Raw genomic sequence first — 25,673 nt, forward strand, 5'->3', positions numbered from 1 at the left:
AAAATTATGCCACAGGAAAACGAAAATGTATTTATAGCTGAAAGTCAAAGTTTAGATGTAGATGAACAGAAGAAAAAGGATATTTTAGATGTGATTGAATCTTGTAGCAGCTTTCAAGAGACTATAAAACAATTGGAGGAAAAAAATTTAATCTGGTATTTTATTGGCCCTTTACGCAAAGATGAGAACATTACAGGACAGATAAATTTAAAGTGGGAAAAGGAGTTCCAAAAATTTGAGCAATCAATAAATGAAACACATAGAGAATTTGAAGCATCTTTACCAAATCAAAATTTCTTAGCGTATTCAACAAAAGATGATGACTTCAAAATTAGATTTGAAAATGAAGAAAAACCAATAGAAATTAGCAATATTTTAAGAGCTAGCAGTGAAGGTAAGGTTTATAACATATCTTTAGGGAAAGATAGTCAAATAACTGCAACCAAAAAAGGCAGCGAAAGGCACTATGATTTTACTGGTTCAAGCTCATGTGAAATGACCATTAATTGGCAGGCTAAGGATTCTGAAGGTAACAGCATAGACTGTAGCATGACCGTAAAATTGGATTCTGGTGGTATACAGAGTGTTATTGGTGAGCCAAAATTTGGAGGAATAACGAGTTCAGAAGAAGTATTAAAGTTAGTTGGACAAAATAAAGAAGTTTTTATCAACGGAAAAACTCTGTATCAAGCTTTTACTGGCATATCCAAGAGTGTAGACGATCAGCAAGTACCAGCAGAGGAAATATTTACAAAAGATCTACATATATCACCACAGTCACCTACACCAAGCAGCAGTGGGTATTCCTCTCCTAGCACACCTTCTTCACGTAGAAGTTCTATATCCACCAGCAGTGAATTTAGTGATGAAGATGAAATATTTGAGGATGATATGTCTGGTGATGAAGAAGAGTATGAGCAAGAAGGATTAAAAGATGAAGTTGAGGAATTAGAGGAAGAAAAAGAAACATTTGCTAAATATTTTGCAGTGCAGGCAAAGCAGCTTGAGGATCTAAGATTAGAACGTGACTCCTTGAGAGATAAAGTCAATGAACAACAGCGAGCGATATTTGAAAGAGGTCAAAGAATAAAGGAACAAGAGGAAGAACTACAGGATAAAAATGATGTAATAAAGAACTTAAATGATCAGTTGAAAGATAAGGAAGGTGAAACAAATGAGGCAAATAAAGAATTACAGAGAAAATTGAAGCAAAGTGAAGCTAATTTAACTGTACTAAAGGAAAAGAATGCAAATTTGGAGAATGACCTGAAGAAAATAGTGGAAGGTTTAAACGATGATCATAAAAAGCAGTTGGCAGAACAGTTAATGGAAACAAAAAAGGAAAACAATACATTGGCTGAAACGGCGAACCAATTGTCTAAAGAATTAAATGAATTACAGAGAGAAAAGGAAGACTTAGAGAGGAAAATTCGACAACTTGAACCTGGAAGATCACTTGCAGATGAGCTAAGCGAAGAAAATACGAAGGGGGAAATAGAAAAGCTTCAACGTCAGCTTAAGGAAAAGGAAGATATGTTACAAGAAGAGTTGAAATCTGCCAAAGAGAGTCTAGAGCAACTGCAGAACATATTACAGCAGGAAAAAGGTCAGGCAACTCAAACTGAAGTTGAATATGAAAGTAGAGGAACAAGCATGCAGCAGCAAGACCAAGGTATACAAGCTGTAAACAACAACTCAAGCAGAACAGCTAGTGGGTTAAGACAAGAAAACAAAAAATTGACTAGAGACAAACTAACTATATCTGAACAATTAAAACAAAAAATAAGAGAGATTGACGAGTTAAAGAAAAATTTAAAGCAATTACAAGAAGAAAATAAACAACTCAAACAAGAAGTTACTAAAAATGCAGGAGTTGATGCATCATCTTCAACAGGTCAAAAAGAAGCTAAAGAAGCAGAAGTTATACCGCAAAACATTATGGATTGGCCTGTTCCAATTCCAGATGATAAACCGGAAGAGCAGAAAACTCCATTAGAGCCAATCAAGGTAAATACAGAATTATCAGATCCAAAATCAATCCCTGCTGAGGGTCCGGAAAAATCTCCTCCTCTTTCAAAATGATGAGTTTTGCTTCTATAGCTGACCCAAGCAACACGTCATCCCGCGATTTATTCGCGTTATCTCAGCCGCTAACACGTAGCGGGATACTTAACCGTCATACCGTGATTTATTCACAGCATCTCTTAGCCACTAACAAGCAGCGGGATGACAGCAATCCTACGTCATGCCGCCGCGGTACCTCTAGATCCCGCTAACTAGTAGCGGAATGACGAATTTTTGTTTTTCAAATTATAGCTAAACATACTGTAATTGCTATTGAATGATGGAGAGACATACTCCATTATTTTAGCACGAAGTAACAAATTCAATGAATTGGTTCTTCAAAAATAATTTAAACTTTTACAGTAGGTCATGAAATATTATAGCGATCTCATTAAAAGAAACTTTTATAAGTATCGTTGATGAGAAAGGAAAAGTTGTTAAGGAAGAAGTTGTTGCAAGCGAAAGTAAGGCAATAGCAGATTAGCCAAGGCAAAAAATACGAACCCATAGGAATAGAAAGTGGATAGTTGTCAATATCAATGTGCAAAGAGTTAAGGAGTTTTGGATTACCAGTAATTTGTGTAGATGCAAGGCATATGGCAGCAGCGTTGTCTGCAAGAATCAATAAGAATGATAAAAACGATGCGAGGGGTATAGCGCAGATGATGAGAAGTGTTAGTAAAATCAGTTGTCAAATTAAAATAGCGCTTGGAAGCAGAAGACAGCTAATGTGTAGCAAACAGCAGGTTATTGGAACAATAAGAGGGTTGTTGAAGATACCATACGCGTCAAGTTAAGGAAATAAAGGTATGAAAGAGATAGAATAATAAGGTATAAGTTCTCCCAGATATACTTTTAGTGAGAGAACCAATGAATAAAATAACTTGCTTATCAAAAAAGCTCAAAGAATTTTTTAATGAAAAAGCAGAGAAAATCTCAATTACAACAAGGTTTATAAAAAGAAAGAGAAAGCTAAAAGGTTCATCATTCGTAAAAGCCATGGTCTTGGGTAATATAGGAGTTGATAATTGTAGCGTAGAAACAATGTGTCAATTACTAAACGAGGACTCGATAGATATAGCTCTTTTTACAATAATCCGAACAGACCGTAATATGCTACTGGCCTGCTATAGCCATAAACACATATCTTATCGCATTCGGACTATTATAAGAAAGGCTATATAACAAAACAAGGTTTGGATTTTAGATTTACTGAAGAAGCAGTGGAATTTATGAAAAGGATGTATAATGAATCTGTGATTCTCTTTAAAAATATCTTGCAAGTTGATTGCAAAATCTTACAGCAATTTAATAGTGTTAAATTATTGGACAGTAGCTATATTACTCTACCTAACAGTATGGAAGAGATGTATAAAGGTTATGGTACTAGCTACAGTGGCTATGAAAGCAATACTAAGTCTGGAATAAAGTTACAATTAGTTTTCGACTACATGAATCAGATAATAGACCAACTTAATTTAACGGAGGGGGTAAGATCAGACCAGGGATATAGGAAACATTTAAGTAATATATTAAGCAATGATTTGCTAATATCTGATCTCGGTTATTTTGTGCCAAGTTCTTTTAAACAAATCAATGAAATAGGAGCTTATTTCATAAGTCGTCGATACCAACATATATGATGTAGAAACAAATCAAAAAATGGAGTTATTAGAATGTTGAGAGGATAAGTTATTTTTAGAAAACGAGGTATTGTTAGGAAAAGAAGCAAAAATTAGAGTAAGAATTATATGTCAGAAACTAACTGAAGAACAGTCTATGGGCAGAAGAAGGAAAGCTAATAGATTAGCAAGATCGCAGATCCTCTAAAAGAAATCAAAAATTGTTGAACTGGTCAATATTTATAACTAATGTTCCAGAAAATAAAATTAGTGCTGAGCAAGTATTAACGATTTACAGAGTAAGGTGGCAAATTGAGTTATTATTTAAATTGTATAAAAGCCATATCAGGCTTGATAAGCTAAAAGGAAAGCCATGCAGAGTATTATGTGAACTATATGCTAAATTGTGCGCAATTCTTATATTTCACGGCATAGTTGGTTGCACAGAAGTGAAAAAGAATACAGAACTTAGCTTAACAAAGGCATTTATTGAGCTAAAAAGGCGGGTTAGAGAGTTATTTTTAGTATTAACCAAAATTAATAGTTTAAAAGCATTTCTTAAAAAACTCACTATAACTTGGTCGCGATTTTCATTAAAAGACAAACGTAGAAGGGCTAGAGTATCCACTTTAACCTCTCTAAATTTGCTCACAATCTCTTAACTTGACGCGTATGGTTGAAGATACATGGTCGATAAAGGATCAAAATTTGAAACTTTCGCTTTAAGAATACAAGAGGCAATAAATAATTTGGATGAAATCAGTAGGAGTTCAATTGAAGCGTTAGTTTGTAGTTTGGAAGCAATAGAAAAGTCATTAAGAAAGCTTGACAAAATGCTTTCAGAACAAGGTGAAAAAGACGATGATTGTAAATTGTTAACTACTGTTCCAGGAGTGGGGATTATAGTAGCAATGACGTATAAAGCTGCAATTGATAACCCACATAGGTTTGAGAAATCTGATACAGTTGGAGCATATATAGGGTTGACACCAAGGCAATATTCTTCTGGAGAAGTTGATCGGCATGGCAGCATATCAAAGATGGGACCAGCGGAATGTAGAAGTATGTTATATGAAGCTGCACAAACAATGCTTACAGTTACCAAGAGGACATTTAAATTAAAAAACTGGGGTTGCGAAGAAAAAAGGAATGAAAAAAGCAATTGTAGCAGTAGCAAGAAAATTAGCTGTAATTATGCATAGGATGTTGGTTGATAAAACAGAATTTTATTATCAATAAACATCAAAAGAGCATAGGACAATAATTTTATTGAAAATAAAGATAGCAATGCCGATGGAAGGGACAAGCAAGAACTTAGTTAGACTTCGTGGTAAATATGTTGCCGTCCACTTCCGCCTAACAAGTATAGCCTTTCTTATAATAGTCCGAATGCGATAAGATATGTGTTTATGGCTATAGCAGGCCAGTAGCATATTACGGTCTGTTCGGATTATTGTAAAAAGAGCTATATAATGCGGCTTGACAAATTTATTGTCATCTCAGACCGCGGAGAGAACCATATGCTACTTTTAACTTATGTAAAATTACCAAGGATTATGGAGAAGATATGCTGTTTTGATTTGTGTGAAAATTATTGTTGACTTATGTGCAATTAGAGAACCTAAGTCACTTTAGCTATAATTCAGAATTGAGAGCTTTTAATAACTCTCTAACTCCCACTTAGGTCTTGGTGCAAAATTAAGTGGATCTATATAATTTTTCTGTAACCTTTCAATTCCTGTCCATCCAACCATAATTGCATTGTCTGTACATAGGTCGTTAGGGGGAAAAAATATGTTTAAGTTTATGTGTTGTTTTAATTTTTCTCTCAAGAAATTATTTGCTGCAACTCCGCCGGTAATCACAAAGTCATTGATTTTGATATTTAAAGATTCGGCCATAATAATCGCATTACTAACCCTGTCCAGCAGTATGTCACTAATACACTCTTGAAACGAAGCACATACATCACACACATCTTGCTCGCTCATTTTAAGTTCTTGTACTAAGTTTTTTACTGCTGTTTTAATCCCAGAAAACGAAAAGTTACATCCAGAACGTTTTATCATTGCCCTTGGCAGTTTGAATCTTGTGCCATTGCCTTTTTTAGCCAACTTTTCAATTAATGGGCCTCCTGGGTAGCTTAAACCCAGCATCTTAGCAACTTTATCAAATGCTTCTCCTAGTGAATCATCGAGCGTTTCTCCAAGTTTAATGTATTTACCTACATCCTGTGCAATTAAAAATTGACAGTGACCACCTGATATTAGTAGGACTAAAAATGGAAATTTTACCTCATGCAGTAACCTAATAACCAATGCATGCGCTTCTAAGTGATTCACTGCAATGAACGGTTTTTGTGCTACATGCGCAATTGCTTTAGCCATCATTGTACCAACTATTAATCCACCTATGAGTCCTGGTCCTGATGTTGCTGCAATTGCATTGAGGTCACAAAAGTTAAGGTTAGATTTTTTTACAGCGCTTTTTATCAGGCCACTTAAATGTTCCATATGAGCACGTGAAGCTATCTCAGGAATCACCCCACCGCGTTTTTTGTGTTCTACTTGAGAAAGAATCTTGTGAGCAAGGACTTGCTTGTCACTATTTACAATCGCTACTGCAGTTTCGTCGCAGCTTGTTTCAACAGCTAAAATGGTTTTCATGTATATTTAGTTACTGTATTACCAAAACTATACTTTGAAACGCTGTAGAAGTTAACTGCAAAGTTAACTTCTATAGCTAAAAGATTTACCGACAACCGTCATTCCGCTACGTGTTAGCTGATGAGATACCGCGCACAACTGTACGAACATTCATTCTTAAAGGTAAACTGCACAGCAAATGGTGTCATTCCAGTGCTTGACACTGGAATCCAGCCTTGCCGTAATCTCATCAAGAACGTTGTGTTTTAACATAAGATCAGCCACTTTTATGCTCACCAACTTATTGCCCAATCCAAATTCCTGGATTCCAGTGTCAAGCACTGGAATGACACCATCTACTACTCAAATTACCTGCAAATTGCAATGTTCGTACACCAAAAGAATGAATCGCGGTATGACGGTTCGCGGCGGCATGACGTAGGAAAACCTGCACTATAAGCTAATCATCATCTCCAAATATAGAGCTAATTTTTTTGCCCCCAGGAGAAAATTTATTAGTCCAACTGCTTTGCACTTTGGTTACGTCTTTAGTGGCAGTTTTATTGCTGTATTCCTTGATTTCCTTATCTATTCTCTCCATCATTTGTGAATCAAGGTAGCTCTTTTTCCATTGGCCAGTAGCAAGGAACACTTTGTTTAAGTCTTGAGTGCGGATTAAGTATTCTTTATCTTTAGGGTAAACCTCCTGCGCCCAAGCAAATAGCTCAAAATAGCGTGCAAATAATTCAGATGCACGTGATTTTGCAGTTTGATAAGCCTGTATCTCCTTAAATATAACTTGGCCGATAATTTTCTGCACAAGAATATTTGCTTGCTTTAGGTTCTGCTCAATATCCTGGTAAACTTTATGGAGGAATTCCTGCTCCAAATTTAAGTTCAGTTCATTTTCAACCATGTGTGAAAGTTCATGCACTATAATGTATGGGTTTGACTTCCTCAGTACAATAACATATCTATTTACACTGGAAGACCTGATTGTCTTACACACTCCCTCTTCCATATCCACTAATCCCTCTTGGTATATTTCAAATGAGAGCCTATTTTGCTTTATTAGTGATAAAGTGAGGTTTAATGTGTTTCTAAACTTCTCAAATTGATAGAGATATTCGACATACCGTATTGCATTTTCACTGCTTCCTACTTGAGTTGCTTGTTTTATTAAATTCCTGATTAGCATACCTTATTATTAAAGGAATTCTTTTTATACTCAAGAATTGATTGGCTACAAAGTGTTTTTAGGAAGCCTGATTGCATAGCTAAAGTAATTCATGTTTACTGATAACCGTCATACCGCGATTCATTCCATAGCTGTACGAACATTGTGATTTGAGAGCAATTTCCATAAGGGAGGATGTCATTCCAGTGCTTGGCACTGGAATCCAGCCTTTCCATAATCATCAAAACATTGTATTTTAACGTAAAACAGCTATTTTTATGCTCACCAACTTAATAAAATTCCTGGATCCAAGTAGTCAGGGCACTGGGATGACATTACAGGGGCACTGAAATGACACCATTTTCGGTCTCTTAAATTGCTTTAGCCATAAATATTTAAGAAATTTACTAAATAAAAAAAAGGCAAAAGAAGCCCCGTGGTGGTTGGCTATTTACTATGTACTAAAATATCGGCGTTTTTTTTATTCTAAAACGCTTGATTAAGAGCGATTTAGCTGCTTTTAACTTGCAACTAACCTACACCGCAAGTGTTTAAGAAATTTACTAAGCAGGAAAAAAGGCAAAGAAACCCCGTAGTAGCTAGCATTCAAATTCTCCCTTGTCAATTTGACGTTTTTTGCTGTCTTAAACGCTTTGTAAGCGCGTTTCGGCTTATATAGGTAAAAACCTAAAAATTTTTAAAGACATGCGATGCACGTAGTGCGAAAAATTAAACATGAGACGCCAAATACCCTAAGTTTTTTGTCATTAACCTGCACAGATTGCGAAGATAAATAAATAGCTTCACTGTTATGATAAGCATACGCGTCAAGTTAAGGAAATAAAGGTATGAAAGAGATAGAATAATAAGGTATAAGTTCTCCCAGATATACTTTTAGTGAGAGAACCAATGAATAAAATAACTTGCTTATCAAAAAAGCTCAAAGAATTTTTTAATGAAAAAGCAGAGAAAATCTCAATTACAACAAGGTTTATAAAAAGAAAGAGAAAGCTAAAAGGTTCATCATTCGTAAAAGCCATGGTCTTGGGTAATATAGGAGTTGATAATTGTAGCGTAGAAACAATGTGTCAATTACTAAACGAGGACTCGATAGATATAACAAAACAAGGTTTGGATTTTAGATTTACTGAAGAAGCAGTGGAATTTATGAAAAGGATGTATAATGAATCTGTGATTCTCTTTAAAAATATCTTGCAAGTTGATTGCAAAATCTTACAGCAATTTAATAGTGTTAAATTATTGGACAGTAGCTATATTACTCTACCTAACAGTATGGAAGAGATGTATAAAGGTTATGGTACTAGCTACAGTGGCTATGAAAGCAATACTAAGTCTGGAATAAAGTTACAATTAGTTTTCGACTACATGAATCAGATAATAGACCAACTTAATTTAACGGAGGGGGTAAGATCAGACCAGGGATATAGGAAACATTTAAGTAATATATTAAGCAATGATTTGCTAATATCTGATCTCGGTTATTTTGTGCCAAGTTCTTTTAAACAAATCAATGAAATAGGAGCTTATTTCATAAGTCGTCGATACCAACATATATGATGTAGAAACAAATCAAAAAATGGAGTTATTAGAATGTTGAGAGGATAAGTTATTTTTAGAAAACGAGGTATTGTTAGGAAAAGAAGCAAAAATTAGAGTAAGAATTATATGTCAGAAACTAACTGAAGAACAGTCTATGGGCAGAAGAAGGAAAGCTAATAGATTAGCAAGATCGCAGATCCTCTAAAAGAAATCAAAAATTGTTGAACTGGTCAATATTTATAACTAATGTTCCAGAAAATAAAATTAGTGCTGAGCAAGTATTAACGATTTACAGAGTAAGGTGGCAAATTGAGTTATTATTTAAATTGTATAAAAGCCATATCAGGCTTGATAAGCTAAAAGGAAAGCCATGCAGAGTATTATGTGAACTATATGCTAAATTGTGCGCAATTCTTATATTTCACGGCATAGTTGGTTGCACAGAAGTGAAAAAGAATACAGAACTTAGCTTAACAAAGGCATTTATTGAGCTAAAAAGGCGGGTTAGAGAGTTATTTTTAGTATTAACCAAAATTAATAGTTTAAAAGCATTTCTTAAAAAACTCACTATAACTTGGTCGCGATTTTCATTAAAAGACAAACGTAGAAGGGCTAGAGTATCCACTTTAACCTCTCTAAATTTGCTCACAATCTCTTAACTTGACGCGTATGGTTATGATGGATATGCTGAGCAAAAAGTAAAACGCTCTTATAGCTAAAATAATTTGGATTTACCAAAGTATATTTATAGTTAAGTTGGCAATTTACCTTAAGTTAGCGCGTGACACTGGAATGACACCCTTGGTGGCAGACAGCTAAAGGAAAATATCAACTAGGTTTATAATCTATCACTACCGTGTTTGCAATTTTGTCGTGAAAAGCTTGTTTATGTTCATCACCTACTGCACATACTAAAACTAAGATTAGTATAGCTAAGAATAAAATGGGATTACAAAGTGATATGCAATAAATTATAAAAAGAGCTATAGTCCTTTTCATTGCTTGCATTGTAGTGATTGACTCAAATGTATCTTTGTCTTTTACACGCATGCTAAATAACAAGTGTCCTGGAGTGCCGCCAAATTTTACTAGCATGAATATATGAAATATACATGGTATCATTAAAAATAAAGAAAATACAATCGTGGTGATTACAATTATTGCACCCATGATCCCTTGTATTGCGTGTGTAAGTGAGAAACCCACCGCCATTAAACCAAATGGTATTGCGATAAATAAAATACAATCAACTATAAATGCTAGAGTACGTCTTGTCATCGTTGAGTAGTTTACTTTTTTATCCATGTACTACCTATAAAGAAAAATATCAACTAGATTTATAGTCTATCACTACTGTTTTTGCAATTTTATCGTAAAAAGTCTGTTTGCGTTGATCAAATACTGCAAACAAAAATAAAATTAGCACAATTAAAAGATATAGAAAAGTATAACCATGATAATGCAGATGAAGCAAAAAGCGAAAAATAATCCAGATGCTTCCCTTAGAAATACATCTTATTGTTGCTTGCATAAGGGTAACATTTGTAAATGTATTAGCATCTTTAATATGCATACCACACAATAGTTTTCCTGGGGTACCACCAAGTTTTGTTACCATTAATATTTTGGATATTGTTAGTACTAATGTTGCGACCACTGTAGAAACTATAAATGGTATTTCTGTTGCTAGTTGTGCAAGTTCCTGAAAAGAGTCTTTATCTTTATCTTGATCTTGTAATGATACGATGAATACACCATAGATAAAACCGAAGATAAAATGAGGGGAAAATATGATGAGGTCAAGTATTTCTGCTACAATACGCCTTGTAAATCCTACATAATTTACTTTAACATTTATTTCAGTATTCATAACCCCACCTATATTTCATAATATCATCATATGATATAAAAATACGTTATTAAATAACCGTAAATATACTAACTTGGGTAATATTAGCTACTTGTGCCACTCTATTATTTAAATTAATATTAAATCATTTATAACTAGGGAAGTTATGTCAACACTAATCACAGTTGCATATGGCGACGGTATCGGACCAGAAATCATGGAAGCGGTGCTGTCGATATTGCGCGAAGCAGAAGCGGAAATCTCAATAGATATTATTGAAATAGGGGAGCGTGTTTACAGTAAAGAATGGTCTCACGGAATTTCTCCAAGTGGTTGGGAATCAATTGAAAGGACAAAAATATTATTAAAATCTCCGACAACAACTCCTCAAGGTAAAGGGCACAAAAGCTTAAACGTTGCACTCAGAAAAAATCTAGGGTTGTATGCAAATATCAGACCATGCATTTCATATCATCCTGTTATAGAAAATAAATTCGATAAGTTTGATATCGTAGTGATACGTGAAAATGAAGAGGACGTTTACACCGGAATAGAGCATAGGCTCACTGGTGACTCTTACCAATGCACTAAAATTATTACTAGATCTGGCTCAGAGAAGATATGCAGGTACGCTTTTGAATATGCAAAAAAACACAACAGAAAAAAAGTAACTTGCCTGACTAAAGATAACATCATGAAAATGACTGACGGAACTTTCCATGCCGCGTTTGATCGCATTGCAAAGGAATACCCAGATATAAAGGCAGAACATTATATAGTTGATATTGGAATGGCGCGTGTTGCAACAGAACCGGAGAATTTTGATGTTATAGTAACCGAGAACTTATATGGCGACATATTATCAGATATAGTCGCACAAACCTCTGGATCTGTGGGGCTTGCCGGAAGTAGCAACATCGGGAATGAATACGCAATGTTTGAAGCAGTGCACGGTTCTGCCCCTGATATTGCAGGAAAAAACATAGCCAATCCTTCTGGTCTTTTAAATGCTGCAGTGCATATGCTAATTTACATAGGTCAAGTGGGTACTGCAAAACTAATCTACGATGCATGGCTCAAGACTTTGGAGGATGGAATACACACTGCCGATTTATATAAGGAGAAAAGAAGTAAACAGAAAGTTGGTACCAAAGAATTTGCAGAAGCTGTTATAGATAATTTAGGAAAGAAACCTGCTGAGCTTATAATTGGCAGTGGTTCGGATAGTAAAATAAATTTGGATAGTAAAATAAATAAAGTACAAGACAATTACGAACAAGATTACAAAGTTAAAAAGCTAGTGGGTAGTGATATAACTCTCGCTTGGGACAAATCCAGTAATGTTGATCAAATAGTAGGATTATTTGAATCAAGTAATCTGCAAATGATAGCAATATACTCAAAAGGACTTGCGATTTGGCCAGGAAACTCAAAACCTTCAAGTGACCAAATAACCTATAGGTTTATCGCAAATAATGAAAAGCAAGCTATTACAAATAGTGATGTAAATAACTTGCTAATCAAACTCGAAGAACACAATTTTGACGTGGTGAGAATGGACAAATTGTATTTGTATGATGGGAAAGAGGGGTTTTTCTCTTAATGATCGTTTGACCATACGCGTCAAGTTAAGGAAATAAAGGTATGAAAGAGATAGAATAATAAGGTATAAGTTCTCCCAGATATACTTTTAGTGAGAGAACCAATGAATAAAATAACTTGCTTATCAAAAAAGCTCAAAGAATTTTTTAATGAAAAAGCAGAGAAAATCTCAATTACAACAAGGTTTATAAAAAGAAAGAGAAAGCTAAAAGGTTCATCATTCGTAAAAGCCATGGTCTTGGGTAATATAGGAGTTGATAATTGTAGCGTAGAAACAATGTGTCAATTACTAAACGAGGACTCGATAGATATAACAAAACAAGGTTTGGATTTTAGATTTACTGAAGAAGCAGTGGAATTTATGAAAAGGATGTATAATGAATCTGTGATTCTCTTTAAAAATATCTTGCAAGTTGATTGCAAAATCTTACAGCAATTTAATAGTGTTAAATTATTGGACAGTAGCTATATTACTCTACCTAACAGTATGGAAGAGATGTATAAAGGTTATGGTACTAGCTACAGTGGCTATGAAAGCAATACTAAGTCTGGAATAAAGTTACAATTAGTTTTCGACTACATGAATCAGATAATAGACCAACTTAATTTAACGGAGGGGGTAAGATCAGACCAGGGATATAGGAAACATTTAAGTAATATATTAAGCAATGATTTGCTAATATCTGATCTCGGTTATTTTGTGCCAAGTTCTTTTAAACAAATCAATGAAATAGGAGCTTATTTCATAAGTCGTCGATACCAACATATATGATGTAGAAACAAATCAAAAAATGGAGTTATTAGAATGTTGAGAGGATAAGTTATTTTTAGAAAACGAGGTATTGTTAGGAAAAGAAGCAAAAATTAGAGTAAGAATTATATGTCAGAAACTAACTGAAGAACAGTCTATGGGCAGAAGAAGGAAAGCTAATAGATTAGCAAGATCGCAGATCCTCTAAAAGAAATCAAAAATTGTTGAACTGGTCAATATTTATAACTAATGTTCCAGAAAATAAAATTAGTGCTGAGCAAGTATTAACGATTTACAGAGTAAGGTGGCAAATTGAGTTATTATTTAAATTGTATAAAAGCCATATCAGGCTTGATAAGCTAAAAGGAAAGCCATGCAGAGTATTATGTGAACTATATGCTAAATTGTGCGCAATTCTTATATTTCACGGCATAGTTGGTTGCACAGAAGTGAAAAAGAATACAGAACTTAGCTTAACAAAGGCATTTATTGAGCTAAAAAGGCGGGTTAGAGAGTTATTTTTAGTATTAACCAAAATTAATAGTTTAAAAGCATTTCTTAAAAAACTCACTATAACTTGGTCGCGATTTTCATTAAAAGACAAACGTAGAAGGGCTAGAGTATCCACTTTAACCTCTCTAAATTTGCTCACAATCTCTTAACTTGACGCGTATGGATCGTTTGACATTCTTATGATTGCATAAAACATTTAAATAGATTATACTAGAGATATAATTTATTTATGTGAGATGTAGTAATGGGTCAACATTTTAAGTTAACTGGTCAGGAGTTTTGTGATAATGCTGATCTGTTCAACGTATTGGAAATAGAAGCTAAGCAAGTTATAGGTAAGGATCATCAAGAGCTTAGTAGCGTTTTAAAAAAACAATATAGAAAATTGATTCTTGTACACCACCCTGATAAAGGTGGAAATGAAGAAAGATTTAAAAATCTTGACAAAGCTTATAAAGAATTAAATGCATATATTGAACCTTTAAAGTCAGGGGACCCTTGTGTTAAAATTAGCGTTGATGCTGAAAGTGATGGGCATTTAACAGCGCGTGAATTCCATTATAGGAAGAAATTATTTGAAAAATTGAATATCACTGAAGAGGAAGTTAGAGGAAGGAATTTTGCTGAGCTTGCTTCTATACTTGAAAAAAAAAGCAGCTCGCTAATACAGGATCTGCAACACCAAAATAAATTAATCCATTATATAAATTCTTGGACAAGATATAGCTCACTTTTCGATGATAAAGTCAAAGAGCTGAGAAATGAGCTTGACGAACACTTGCTTAAACCTAACATACAATTATTTAGTTATATCGCCCCTTTAACAAAGAATGGAAGTTTAATAAGGGAAGACAAACAAGCGCTAATGCAAAAGTTTATAAAGCGTAGAGACGATTTGCTATCTAGTACTTTAAAGAAAAAAGTAAATACTTTACTTTTTTTAGCTTTTGCTGAAGCAATTTATTGCTATTGTTTCTTGCCTACTTGGTTAATTGCCAGTGATACCTTGATGTGTTTATGCTTGCCACTAGTAGCATTAAATCTTATTATGACAGAGATTTTATCTGCTTTAACACAACATTACGAAAAAAAATACAAAAACTCTGAAATTTCTACTGATCAATATGTAAATAGAATAAATTGTATTTACTTATGCTATAAGCTTTTTGTTTTTTACCCTTTGCCTGTCTTTTTTACTTCTTTAATGATAGAGGGTTTTATCTCTGGCAGTTTTTATGTTGATGTGACAATATTTGGTACTTTGTCATTGTTAGCACTGCTAGCTACTGAGATATTTAGTCCTACATTTTCAAAGGCTTGTGAAATATACACTGAAAAACACATGAAAGATTTACTTGAGGAAGATCTAAGAGATAGAGTGCAAAAGGAAACTGATCTGTTAGGACGGTATGATCCACGAAGGCTATTAATGCCAATAATTATGCCTCTTGTTAGAAAGTGTTTTACAGAGGTGGCAAGCGAATTTGCTGAGAGGAATTTCGATGAAGTGAACACTAATATGTCTGACGTTAACACTGAACAGCCACCTAGACCTCAAGCGGTTGAATTTGCATAGTAGAATATTACGGTATAGTATAAACTTTTAGCTCTATGCATGGACTCAAAAAAAGTAGAACTAATATTTGAAAAGTTTCAACAATCAAATCCTGCGCCAAAAATAGAGCTAAATTATACCAATCATTTTACGTTACTGGTTGCGATAGTTTTATCAGCGCGGACAACTGATGTAAGCGTTAATAAAATTACAAGAGAACTATTTAATATCGCTGATACGCCAGAAAAAATGCTGAGCTTTGGGCAGAGTGAGCTGAAAAAATGCATAAGCAGTATTGGTTTATATAATTCCAAAGCAAAAAATATAATCGGGCTTAGTAAAATATTGGTAGAACGATACAACAGCAAAGTACCTACTAATTTTGATGATTTGGTGTCTTTGCCTGGAGTGGGGAGAAAGAGCGCTAATGTGTTCTTAAATTCAGGGCTTGGCATTCCAACATTGGCAGTTGATATTCACGTTTTTAGAGTGAGCAATAGAATTGGGCTTGTGAAAGAAAAAGATGTGTTTAAAACAGAGCAATCTCTTTTAAATGTGGTTCCCAAAAAATACCTGCTTTATGCTCATCATTGGCTAGTTTTGCATGGTAGATATGTTTGCAAAGCACAGAAACCTTCGTGTGAAACGTGCATAATTCATGATTTATGTGAATTTGAGTGCAAAAGGTATAAAGTCTAGTATTTCTTCTTTTGTCATCCAAGTAGCTATAGAAACGAAAAAACTTACTTGACACATTTTGCTGGAATGATACAAGTTATTATTCAAACAACAGTTATGCAAGAGATCTGATTACATCTAAGCTAACAATGGACCACTAGATATATTACTAACCACGTTGACCTGATTCAATATTTTATTAGTGGGATTGAAATAATTTTCTATAAATTCCTTATATATAGCTGTTAACTTGTGTATATCGTTTACTGATACGCATTCGTTTATCTGATGTGCAGTTTTGTTGATTATACCAAATTCAATCACTGGACAAACATCTTTGATAAACGCAGCGTCAGATGTGCCACCACTTGTGCTAAGTATAGCATCAATGTTGGTAACCTTACTTATTGCATCAAGCATAATATCAGTATTCCTATCGGGAGTAGAGAGGAAAACGTCCCTGCTGCTATGCATAGAAAGCTTATAATCGTTAGTTACACTAGAGCATATTTCATCAATCAGCTTATATAGGCCACCCGGTGTTTGTTCATTGTTATATCGAATGTTAAAACATGTAGTTGCTGAACCAGGTATTAGATTGCTAGTATTATTTCCAACATCGATAGTAGTAACTTCGCAATGTGAAGGCTGAAAATATTTATTACCATGATCAAAAGTAGTATTTTTTACCTTACTCAATATCGATATTACCTTATATATTGGATTATCTGCTAGGTCTGGATAGGCAACGTGCCCTTGTTTTCCATGGCAAATTAATTCAAATGTTACAGAACCTCTTCTGCCTATTTTTATGGTATCACCTAATTTCTCACTACTGGTTGGTTCAGCAACCACACAGAAATCCACCTTTTTCTGCTTACTTTTCATCCATTCCAAAACTGCCTTTGTTCCATATTCTTCCGTGCTTTCTTCAGCACTGGTAATCAATGCACTTATCGAACCATTAAATTGAAACTTCTCTGCAATCAAATTTACCATAGCAGCAATAAACGCAGCTACTCCGCTTTTCATATCAGCCGCCCCTCTTCCATATAATATGCCATCCCTCACTTCTGGATTAAATGGACCAAATGCCCAATCTTTTAACTGACCCGGTGGTACAACATCAACATGCCCAGCAAAGCACAAATTTGGTACTCCATTTATATATTTCGCATAGAGGTTTTTAACTTTAGTTCCATTATCACCAAATTCTAAAATCTCACAGTCAAAGCCACTCTTCTTGAAGATTGTTGCTATATACTCTATTGCCCCGCCGTCCCTTGGTGTTATACTCTCAAAAGAGATCAATTTCTTAGTTAGCTCTACAGGGTCAATTTTCATGTCAATCTTAAAATACTTATATTGCTATATTGTAAACACTCTATGCACTATTTAAAACAAATATTACATCAAGCCGAACAAACTTTTCTAAGGGAAGTAATAACAGATTACCACCTTGCTGATGATATCTATGAAATATGCACACGACACGGAAATGACATCTTTCTAGTTGCAGATGAAAATACAGCAAAACTTTTAAACAAAAACGTATTTAATAAAATTTCTCATTTAATTATTCCAACCCCACCTGCCATTCCAGTGTCACGCGCTGGGATGACATCAGGTAGAGAAATGACACCAAGCAGAGCTGCCTCTCTTGAAACCGTAAATCTAGTGAGAAACAAAGTAAAAGACAGTGACTTAATAGTTGCATTTGGTAGCGGCACCGTTAACGATATCTGCAAATATGTAAGCTACCTCGAGAAAAAAGATTATATATCCTTTCCAACAGCCGCTTCTATGAATGGATATACATCCGCAAATGCTTCAATATTAGTAAATAGATATAAAAAATCGTTCAAAGCACATCTTCCAAGAGCAATATATATAGATATAGACATACTTGCCAATGCACCACTGCGCCTCATATTAAGCGGATTTGCAGATTTCATTTGTCGTTCAACAGTTCAGGCTGACTGGCTACTATCTCATTTGTTGCTTAGCACAGAATACAATGAATTACCTTTTACACTTGTTCACGATTTGGAGCAAATTTTGCTAAGAGAATATATGGCGCTTACTAAAAGAAGTAGAAAAGAGGTCCTATTACTTATGGAAGTTCTACTAATTTCAGGACTTGGAATGGTGATGTCAAAAGGCAGCTATTCTGCAAGCCAAGGAGAGCATATGATAGCTCACGCAATGGAAATGGTAACAAAAGATTATTCCTCACTACATGGTGAAAAAATTGCTGTCACAACGATTACTATGGCTAATTTACAGGAAAAGATATTATCAATACAAAACCCAATAATTAAACCGACCACTTTAGATGTAAAACATATAACTCAGTGCTTTGATAATATTGAATTTGTAAGAACTTTTGAACAGAAGCAAATTCTGCAGCAAAAAATCCAAGAGATTATTCGCAAAGAATGGCATAATATTTCCAGTTTAATTAAGCAAAATTTACTACCTGCAAAACACCTGCAAAAAATATTTGCAGATCTGTCAATTCCACACTTACCAGAGCACCTCAATTGGAATAAAGAACAATATTGTAAAGTGGTCGATCTTGCGTTTGCAACAAGAGATAGATTCACCTTTCTTGACTTAGCTAACTGCATAGAAGAAAGTTAAGTTTTGTAGTGAAATTCTGTCATTTAAAGAGATCATAGGCCAAAAGCTAAACCCTTTTCACAATCTCTTATCCATTGTCTCCTCACCTGAGTGGATATACAACTCATTCCAAGTAACTGACACTGGGTTTCACCAATAGCACTGCTTTGCTAAACATAGTTTAGTTCGAGTGGCTGAGGAGGGACTTGAACCCCCGACCAAGAGATTATGATCCTCCTGCTCTACCAACTGAGCTACTCAGCCTAATTGAAAACCTTGCTATACATGTGACCTACATGTTTTGTATAATATTTCAAATCAAACAAAGATTCAAGTTTTTCCGAGTTAATAACCTTAAGTAAGAGTTTATCTTGTTTCAATTCGGCCAGAAAATCACTGTTGTTTTGTTTCACTTTCATTGCATTGCTCTGAACAATTTTATACGCCTCTTCCCTCGCCAAACCACTATTTACTAACTCAAGCAATACACGCTGTGAGAAAACTAAACCTTTTGAAGAATTTAAGTTCTTTTCAATGTTTTCCTTATTGATCACCAATTTATCTATCAAATCTGTTAATCGCACTAAAGCAAAATCCATTGTTATACAAGCATCAGGAGCAATGCATCTTTCCACAGATGAGTGTGATATATCACGTTCGTGCCACAATGCAACATTTTCTAACGCAGGAAAAACATAACTGCGTATTAAACGTGAGAGTCCAGTCAGATTTTCACTTAAAATAGGATTACATTTGTGTGGCATAGCAGAGCTTCCCTTCTGCCCAGTGGAAAAATGCTCAGAAATTTCGCCGATTTCAGTTCTTTGCAAATGACGAATTTCAACAGCAACATTTTCTATTGAGCTTGCAATCACTCCCAAAACTGAAAAGAACATAGCATGTCTATCACGAGGAATGACTTGAGACGATATGATTTCAGGTATGAGTCCTATTTCTTTCGCTACATATTCTTCAACAAACGGATCAACATTTGCAAAATTGCCTACTGCACCTGATATTTTACAAATTGAGATCTCTTTTTGCGCGCTAATTAATCTCTGATAATTGCGTTTAAATTCAGCATAAAATCTGGCAAATTTTATTCCAAGAGTTGTTGGTTCTGCATGCATTCCGTGACTGCGTCCAACACAAACAATATCTTTATAGTCCTCAGCTTTTTTTTTCAATGCTGCAAGTAAATTTTTTAGATTCTCGAGCAAAATATCACAGGACTCTTTCAGTTGCACCGCAAGGCATGTATCCAAAACATCAGAACTTGTCATTCCATAATGAAGATAACGAACATCAACTCCCGCTTTTTTAGCAATATATGTCAGAAAAGCTATAACATCATGTTTTACAATGGATTCAATTTCGTTGATACATTCAACATCAAATTCAATAGCACCAGAGAGGTTCTCAGCAATATTATTCGGAATCACTCCTAACTTTGCTTGAGCTTCACACGCTAATTTTTCTATTTTAAGCCATATATTAAATTTATTATTTTCCTCCCAAATGGAAGACATTTCTTTTCTGCTATAGCGGGAAATCATTTTTGATTTATTCCAATAATGGTGTCATTCCAGTGCGTGACACTGGAATCCAGGTATAAAAGTATTTGCAAATTATTCAATGGACAACGGATTCTAGAAGCATAAAATAATGTCCATGATGAAATAAACTGGATCCCAGTGTCACGCACTGGGATGACATGAGGGAAGCACTGGGATGACACCAGCTTAGCCATGGCAGACATTTCTTTACGACTATAACAAGGGATCATCTTTGATCAGCTATCATCACCATCAGTAGCTTCTTTATTCGCATCTTGCTCTGCTTCTTGTTGCTCAGACTTCTGATTTTGCAATTTTACTTGCCTTAGCTCATTTGCATCTGTTTCGGATTTCACGACGTATATAGTAATTGGTACTACTACTTCACTATGTAATTCTACGTTTACTTGGTATTCACCCAAGTTTTTGATGCTTACTCCACCAAAAGATAAACTACGGTGATCTATCACATGTCCTTCTTGTAGTAAAATTTTCGCAATTTCACGTGTTGTTACAGAACCAAAAATTTTACCATCCTCTGAAGCTTGCTTTATCAATACCACAAACTTATCATGTAGTGACAATGCAAGCTCTTTTGCTACATTTAATCTTTTTATATTCTCTTCTTCCAGTAATAAACGTTGCTCCTCTAGCTTTGTTAAATTTTCCTTGGTAGCTTTCACCGCTTTTCTTTGTGGAAAAAGAAAATTACGTGCATAACCTGGTTTAACTTTGACAACTTCACCAAGCTTACCTAAAGTCCTTATATTTTCCTTTAAAATTATCAACATAAATTACCTAAACTTTTTTAGTACAGTAAGGAATAAGAGCTAAAAAACGTGCCCTTATGATCGCTAAGCGTAACTTCCTTTGTTTTTTTGCACATACGCCTGTTAATCTTCTAGGTAATATCCTACCATAGTCAGAGGTAAACTTGGATAATAAATCTATATTCTTATAATCTATGTCTTCATCTTTAGACGCAGCAAGAGGGCAAACTTTAGAACGCCTAAAGCCAGTCCTATTATTTACAGATACGTAAGAATTATTAAAACTATTTCGTCTTTTCATCATTATGCGCTTTGCTCCTCAATTTGTTTATTCATCATATGAGATTTACCTTCAAAAATTTTATCAACCTGCACAGGAAAGTGGCGAATAACGTTCTCATTAAGTTTCATTCTACGCATAAATTCATCCAGAATGCTTGCAGTAGAACTTATGCACATTATACAATAATGACCGCTCTTCATTTTATTTTTGTGATATGCAAAATCCAAAAGACCCCAATGTTCATACTTGATTAATCCTGATGCTTCAATGTTTTTCAAAAGCATTTCCAACGCTTTGCTCGATTGAGTTGGACCGTTTATTCTAAAATCTTTCAAAATATCTTGAAAAATCTTTATTAGATGTTCTGAAATATTTCTCTTCAAAGCATTTACTGCGTTATGGATAAACGCACTTTTAGTACTGCCTCCTAGAAATTTTGTAAAATCTTGCGTTATTCCTAAATCTTTTAGGTCATCTTTCAACTCTTTATCGATTTTTGACTTCACTTCTTTCAAATTTGAAAGATCTTCTTCTAATTCAACCCATAAAATTTTTGTAAGATCTTCCAAGAAATCAGAGTAAGCAACTAGACTTTCTTTAATGTCCTCAGCACGCACTTCTAACTCTTGTTTTGTAAGCTTGTCATTTCCTTTTTTCAGAATATCCCTGATTTGCTGGAACATAATATCTGCTTTAATATTTTTCAATGAAACAGCTAGCTCTTGGACCATCTCCTCTACTTCTTGCTGTAACAATCCTTGTTGTGCTATAAAAGTAAATTCATAAAGATTCACTATATCTTCCTTTAATACCGATTAAATATTTCATTATATAAAGCTTTTTTATATAAGCAAGTTATTTGTATTAATTTCTACGCCTTTAATCCAGCTTAAGTTAGATATTTCATAAATAACTTGAGGAGCAATTGAGTATGCACCTGGTAATAAGATGCTCACTTTGTGTTTTTCGAGAAGAAGTTTTAGCATTATTTTGGTTCTGCCTTCATCTTTCAATATTGCGTTTAATTCCATAGCGGCTTTTTGCGAATCCGTGCACTCAGTGGTGAGAACTAATTCTTTTATTGTAGAAGTGACTCTTTTTGTAAACTCAGATATATCTTTGCCTGCCAATCTTGTTGTATTTTCCGAAGCTTCAAGATCAATTATCACAAACGTTCCTGGTGAAAATAAATCTCTTTTTTCTTCTATTATTTCATTATTATAGAATGCTATTTCAGAAACGTTATGGGGATCAGAAAGTGTGAGTATAACAAACCTTCCACGCTCTGAGGTTCTCATACGTGCATTTAATATTACCCCAGCAGTTTTTGCTGTTCTATTTTCTCCGATAAACCCAATATTTAACTTTTCCAGAAGAATTCTAAATTTTTCAAGTGGATGATTAGTTAAATAAAATCCTAGTGAAAATAACTCATGCTCTAATTTTTTCTCTTCATCAAAATCTTCCACATTCTCAAGTTTCGGTTTGAGGACATCAAGACTACCAAACAAAGCAGCTTGACTTGATTCTCTATCCTGTTTGTTTTTATTTGCAAAGTAAATCAGCATGTCCATTGACTCATATAGCTGCTTTCTGTTCTTATGCACGCTATCGAATGCTCCGGATTTAATCAGGCTTTCTAGCGCTCTCTTATTTATTATATGACCTGAATTTTGAATGAATTCCCATATGTCCTTACAAGCGCTTGAACGTACGTTCACTATTCCTTCCGCTATAGAAAAACCAACATTCCTCAAGGCAGCAATACCATAACGTATGCGTTCATCCTCTATTGAGAATTCAGCTTGAGACTTGTTTATATCAGGTGAAAGAACGGTAACGCCACTAAACTTTGCTGCATGATAAAATAAATTCAGTTTATCTCTATCATCAATATTCAGATTCATTAGTGCTGTAAAAAATTCTAATGGATAATTAGCTTTAAGGTAAGCCGTTTGATAAGATATAACCGCATATGCTGCAGCATGAGATTTATTGAACCCATAACCAGCAAATTTTGCAACAAGGTCAAAGATATAACTTGCCCTGTCATAATCAACGCCATTCTTCGTTGCCCCTTGGACGAAAAGTGTACGTTGTTTATCCATCTCTTCCTTGATTTTCTTACCCATGGCACGTCTTAGCAAATCTGCTTCTGCGAGACTATATCCAGAGAGAATACGCGCTATTTCCATCACCTGTTCTTGGTAGATTATTACCCCAAACGTTTCTTTTAATATTCCCTCAAGTAATGGATGAATATAATCTGGCTTCTCAAGTCCATGCTTTCTTGCAACATAAGTTGGAATGTTATCCATAGGTCCTGGACGATAAAGGGAGATTAAAGCGATGATGTCCTCAATGCAGTCCGGTTTTAGTTTAATTAAAGCTTCTCTCATTCCCGAACTTTCAAGCTGGAACACTCCAATTGAATCACCGCTTGAGAGCATCTCATAGGTTTTTTGGTCATCTAAAGGAACTGAAGAAATATCGATCTTTTGTCTATCACGATTAATTAAACGACACACATGATCTATTAGCGTTAGCGTACCAAGTCCAAGAAAATCAAATTTTATTAGCCCAGCTTTCTCCACATATTTCATGCTGTATTGAGTGATTGGCAAAGCTGAATTTGGATCATAATACACAGGAACAAAATTTTCCAACTTTTGATCACATATTACAATTCCAGCAGCATGGGTTGAAACGTGACGATATATTCCTTCAAGCTTAAGAGATATATCAAGAAGCTTTGCAATTACCTCATCACTATCCCGTTCTTTCTGCAGATTTTGATCAAACTCTATCGCTTGCGATAAAGTTACAGGATTTACTGGATTAAATGGAACCATTTTAGATATTTTATCCACTTGAGAGTAAGGCATTTGTAATACCCTCCCAACATCACGCAATACTGCCCTTGCCTGCAATTTTCCAAAAGTGATTATTTGAGCAACATAACCGTACTTTTTCTGAACATAATCAATAACCAGGTCCCTTTTCTCTTGGCAGAAATCGATATCAAAGTCAGGCATCGATATACGATCAGGATTCAAAAATCTTTCAAATATTAGGCCAAACTTTATTGGATCAAGGTCTGTAATCTGTAAGCCCCAAGCAACAATTGAGCCTGCACCAGAGCCTCTTCCTGGACCAACTGGAATGCCATTTGCTTTGCTCCAACGAATGAAATCAGAAACTATCAAAAAGTAGCCAGCGTAGTTCATCGAAGTTATCACACTCAGTTCGTAATTCAGCCGATCGTAGTATTGTTTAAGGTCTATGTCTGTCTCATTCGCAATACGGAATTCTAATCCTGCAACTGCCTGCTCCCTCAGTTCTTCATTCTCAGTTTTATTTTCTCGACAAGGAAATTTAGGCAAAATAGGCTGCCTGCTTCTTGGCATGTAAGAGCACCGCTTAGCTATCACTAAAGTGTTATGAATTGCTTCGGGAATGTCGCTGAACAGCTCCTCCATTTCTGCCACAGATTTGAAATAATGCTCAGTGGTTAGCTTTTTCCTGTTATTTTCGAGAGCATAACTACCCTCTGATATACACGTTAATATATCATAAGCTTCATAGTCAGATCTATTTGTAAAGAATACATCATTTGTTGCAACCAGTGGTATATTGCGCTGATAAGCAAAATCTATTAAAGTTTCTTCAAGCTCTAGCTCCTTGCTCAGCCCATGACGCTGCAATTCAACATATAAATGACCATTGAATGCTGAAAGCAGTTTTTCAACCGTTTCTTTATCTTGCCCCAACAATAGTTGAGCCAAACATCCACCGGTTAAAGCGATCAGACCCGTACTTAAATTCAATAGCTCATCAAAATCAACGTAAGGAATATCGCTGTTATTCTTGCGCTTTCTAAAAGACTCACTCACCAAAGTGACTAAATTAGTGTACCCTTGCTCATTTTTTGCAAGCAATAATATAGGTAAATTTTGTTCTGAATGTTTAACTATAATATTGCATCCTATTATTAGCTGTATTCCCCTACTTGCCGCATATTCTGCAAACTCAAGTGAACCAAATAAATTACCTGAATCAGTAATTGCAACCGCTGGCATTTTATTTCGCAAACAAAGGCCGATCAGCTCCTCAATTTTAACCGAGCTTTCAAGCAGCGAATAAACACTATGAACACGTAAGTGTATGAACATAAGAAACTTTAGATCAACAAAAAAGGATAACATTAATTTACTCATGAGAACATAATTTTCATGAGAACAAAAGCCTATAAAATTCTAAAATTAAAATACAAAAACTTACTTGACAAACTCCGCCAGCTCCCTTATCATGATAGTGAAGCTATTGTATTTGCTTTCGCCAATCTGCAGATTAAAAGGTAAGGATTACTTAATGTATCTGCGTCTTATGTTCAATTTTTTGCAGTATATAGATACTGTATGTCTTT

18 protein-coding genes, 1 tRNA gene and 4 pseudogenes are annotated in these 25,673 nt (G+C 34.8%); 11 read left to right on the plus strand and 12 right to left on the minus strand.

Features of this window, described 5'->3' with window-relative positions; genetic code table 11:
- Positions 1–6: 6 nt before the first annotated feature.
- The 5 genes and pseudogenes from AAGD87_RS05540 to AAGD87_RS05560 all read left to right on the plus strand — a co-directional run bounded on the left by AAGD87_RS05540 (position 7) and on the right by AAGD87_RS05560 (position 4,888).
- Positions 7–2,082 (plus strand): hypothetical protein, encoded by a 2,076-nt coding sequence (locus tag AAGD87_RS05540; protein WP_264339460.1) that lies wholly within the window; start codon positions 7–9, stop codon positions 2,080–2,082.
- Positions 2,083–2,591: 509 nt separating this feature from the next.
- The gene (locus AAGD87_RS05545) at positions 2,592–2,861 is read left to right on the plus strand and encodes a hypothetical protein (protein WP_265023974.1); all 270 of its coding nucleotides are present in this window, start codon (positions 2,592–2,594) and stop codon (positions 2,859–2,861) included.
- A gap of 73 nt (positions 2,862–2,934) precedes the next feature.
- Positions 2,935–3,141, plus strand: a pseudogene (locus AAGD87_RS05550) (IS4 family transposase); the annotation flags it as partial.
- 104 nt (positions 3,142–3,245) lie between these two features.
- Positions 3,246–4,348 (plus strand): annotated as a pseudogene (locus AAGD87_RS05555) (IS4 family transposase); the annotation flags it as partial.
- A gap of 24 nt (positions 4,349–4,372) precedes the next feature.
- Positions 4,373–4,888 (plus strand): IS110 family transposase, encoded by a 516-nt coding sequence (locus AAGD87_RS05560; RefSeq protein WP_065095460.1) that lies wholly within the window; start codon positions 4,373–4,375, stop codon positions 4,886–4,888.
- A 30-nt stretch (positions 4,889–4,918) separates the two neighbouring features.
- Here AAGD87_RS05560 and AAGD87_RS05565 read toward each other — a convergent pair whose 3' ends face one another.
- From AAGD87_RS05565 to AAGD87_RS05575, 3 genes are all read right to left on the minus strand, one after another.
- Positions 4,919–5,119, minus strand: a complete 201-nt coding sequence (locus tag AAGD87_RS05565) for a hypothetical protein (RefSeq protein ID WP_341817469.1) — start codon at positions 5,117–5,119, stop codon at positions 4,919–4,921.
- A 225-nt stretch (positions 5,120–5,344) separates the two neighbouring features.
- Positions 5,345–6,352: a tRNA (adenosine(37)-N6)-threonylcarbamoyltransferase complex transferase subunit TsaD gene (gene tsaD, locus AAGD87_RS05570; protein ID WP_182309476.1), complete on the minus strand. Its 1,008-nt coding sequence runs from the start codon at positions 6,350–6,352 to the stop codon at positions 5,345–5,347.
- A 439-nt stretch (positions 6,353–6,791) separates the two neighbouring features.
- Positions 6,792–7,529, minus strand: a complete 738-nt coding sequence (locus AAGD87_RS05575; RefSeq protein WP_012673220.1) for a hypothetical protein — start codon at positions 7,527–7,529, stop codon at positions 6,792–6,794.
- 888 nt (positions 7,530–8,417) lie between these two features.
- On the opposite strand from AAGD87_RS05575, the pseudogene AAGD87_RS05580 reads away from it, so the two are divergent.
- A pseudogene (locus AAGD87_RS05580) lies at positions 8,418–9,727 on the plus strand (IS4 family transposase).
- 169 nt (positions 9,728–9,896) lie between these two features.
- On the opposite strand, the gene AAGD87_RS05585 reads toward AAGD87_RS05580, so the two are convergent.
- Both AAGD87_RS05585 and AAGD87_RS05590 read right to left on the minus strand, forming a co-directional pair.
- Positions 9,897–10,373 (minus strand): RDD family protein, encoded by a 477-nt coding sequence (locus tag AAGD87_RS05585; RefSeq protein ID WP_006279800.1) that lies wholly within the window; start codon positions 10,371–10,373, stop codon positions 9,897–9,899.
- Positions 10,374–10,395: 22 nt separating this feature from the next.
- Positions 10,396–10,938 carry an RDD family protein gene (locus AAGD87_RS05590; protein ID WP_155969099.1) on the minus strand — a complete coding sequence of 181 codons (543 nt, stop codon included), beginning with the start codon at positions 10,936–10,938 and terminating at the stop codon, positions 10,396–10,398.
- Positions 10,939–11,083: 145 nt separating this feature from the next.
- On the opposite strand from AAGD87_RS05590, the gene icd reads away from it, so the two are divergent.
- The 4 genes and pseudogenes from icd (at position 11,084) to nth (ending at position 16,037) form a co-directional block, all read left to right on the plus strand.
- The gene (icd, locus tag AAGD87_RS05595; protein ID WP_155969097.1) at positions 11,084–12,520 is read left to right on the plus strand and encodes an isocitrate dehydrogenase; all 1,437 of its coding nucleotides are present in this window, start codon (positions 11,084–11,086) and stop codon (positions 12,518–12,520) included.
- A 102-nt stretch (positions 12,521–12,622) separates the two neighbouring features.
- Positions 12,623–13,932 (plus strand): annotated as a pseudogene (locus tag AAGD87_RS05600) (IS4 family transposase).
- Between the two features lie 95 nt (positions 13,933–14,027).
- Positions 14,028–15,359: a DnaJ domain-containing protein gene (locus AAGD87_RS05605; RefSeq protein ID WP_264339499.1), complete on the plus strand. Its 1,332-nt coding sequence runs from the start codon at positions 14,028–14,030 to the stop codon at positions 15,357–15,359.
- A gap of 39 nt (positions 15,360–15,398) precedes the next feature.
- The gene (gene nth / locus AAGD87_RS05610) at positions 15,399–16,037 is read left to right on the plus strand and encodes an endonuclease III (protein WP_341817470.1); all 639 of its coding nucleotides are present in this window, start codon (positions 15,399–15,401) and stop codon (positions 16,035–16,037) included.
- 117 nt (positions 16,038–16,154) lie between these two features.
- Here the strand turns inward: nth and dapE are convergent, their stop codons facing one another.
- Positions 16,155–17,360 (minus strand): succinyl-diaminopimelate desuccinylase, encoded by a 1,206-nt coding sequence (gene dapE / locus AAGD87_RS05615; protein WP_264339498.1) that lies wholly within the window; start codon positions 17,358–17,360, stop codon positions 16,155–16,157.
- A 42-nt stretch (positions 17,361–17,402) separates the two neighbouring features.
- Here dapE and AAGD87_RS05620 point away from each other — a divergent pair, with 42 nt between their 5' ends.
- The gene (locus AAGD87_RS05620; RefSeq protein ID WP_341817800.1) at positions 17,403–18,659 is read left to right on the plus strand and encodes an iron-containing alcohol dehydrogenase; all 1,257 of its coding nucleotides are present in this window, start codon (positions 17,403–17,405) and stop codon (positions 18,657–18,659) included.
- A 170-nt stretch (positions 18,660–18,829) separates the two neighbouring features.
- Here AAGD87_RS05620 and AAGD87_RS05625 read toward each other — a convergent pair.
- The 6 genes from AAGD87_RS05625 to dnaE form a co-directional block, all read right to left on the minus strand.
- Positions 18,830–18,902 (minus strand) — tRNA-Met (locus AAGD87_RS05625).
- Positions 18,902–20,194, minus strand: a complete 1,293-nt coding sequence (gene purB, locus AAGD87_RS05630; RefSeq protein ID WP_341817471.1) for an adenylosuccinate lyase — start codon at positions 20,192–20,194, stop codon at positions 18,902–18,904. Before purB ends, AAGD87_RS05625 begins: the two co-directional genes overlap by 1 nt.
- 236 nt (positions 20,195–20,430) lie before the next feature.
- Positions 20,431–20,985, minus strand: a complete 555-nt coding sequence (rplI, locus tag AAGD87_RS05635) for a 50S ribosomal protein L9 (RefSeq protein ID WP_006279792.1) — start codon at positions 20,983–20,985, stop codon at positions 20,431–20,433.
- A gap of 7 nt (positions 20,986–20,992) precedes the next feature.
- Positions 20,993–21,268 carry a 30S ribosomal protein S18 gene (gene rpsR / locus AAGD87_RS05640; RefSeq protein ID WP_007548890.1) on the minus strand — a complete coding sequence of 92 codons (276 nt, stop codon included), beginning with the start codon at positions 21,266–21,268 and terminating at the stop codon, positions 20,993–20,995.
- Positions 21,268–22,041, minus strand: coding sequence for a 30S ribosomal protein S6 (locus AAGD87_RS05645; protein ID WP_010082465.1), 774 nt, complete (start codon positions 22,039–22,041; stop codon positions 21,268–21,270). The genes rpsR and AAGD87_RS05645 overlap by 1 nt, the downstream gene beginning before the upstream one ends.
- A 48-nt stretch (positions 22,042–22,089) precedes the next feature.
- Positions 22,090–25,419 (minus strand): DNA polymerase III subunit alpha, encoded by a 3,330-nt coding sequence (gene dnaE, locus AAGD87_RS05650; protein ID WP_265024322.1) that lies wholly within the window; start codon positions 25,417–25,419, stop codon positions 22,090–22,092.
- Positions 25,420–25,673: the final 254 nt, after the last annotated feature.

The sequence above is a fragment of the Wolbachia endosymbiont (group A) of Pherbina coryleti genome (assembly GCF_964026875.1).
GTDB lineage: Bacteria > Pseudomonadota > Alphaproteobacteria > Rickettsiales > Anaplasmataceae > Wolbachia > Wolbachia pipientis.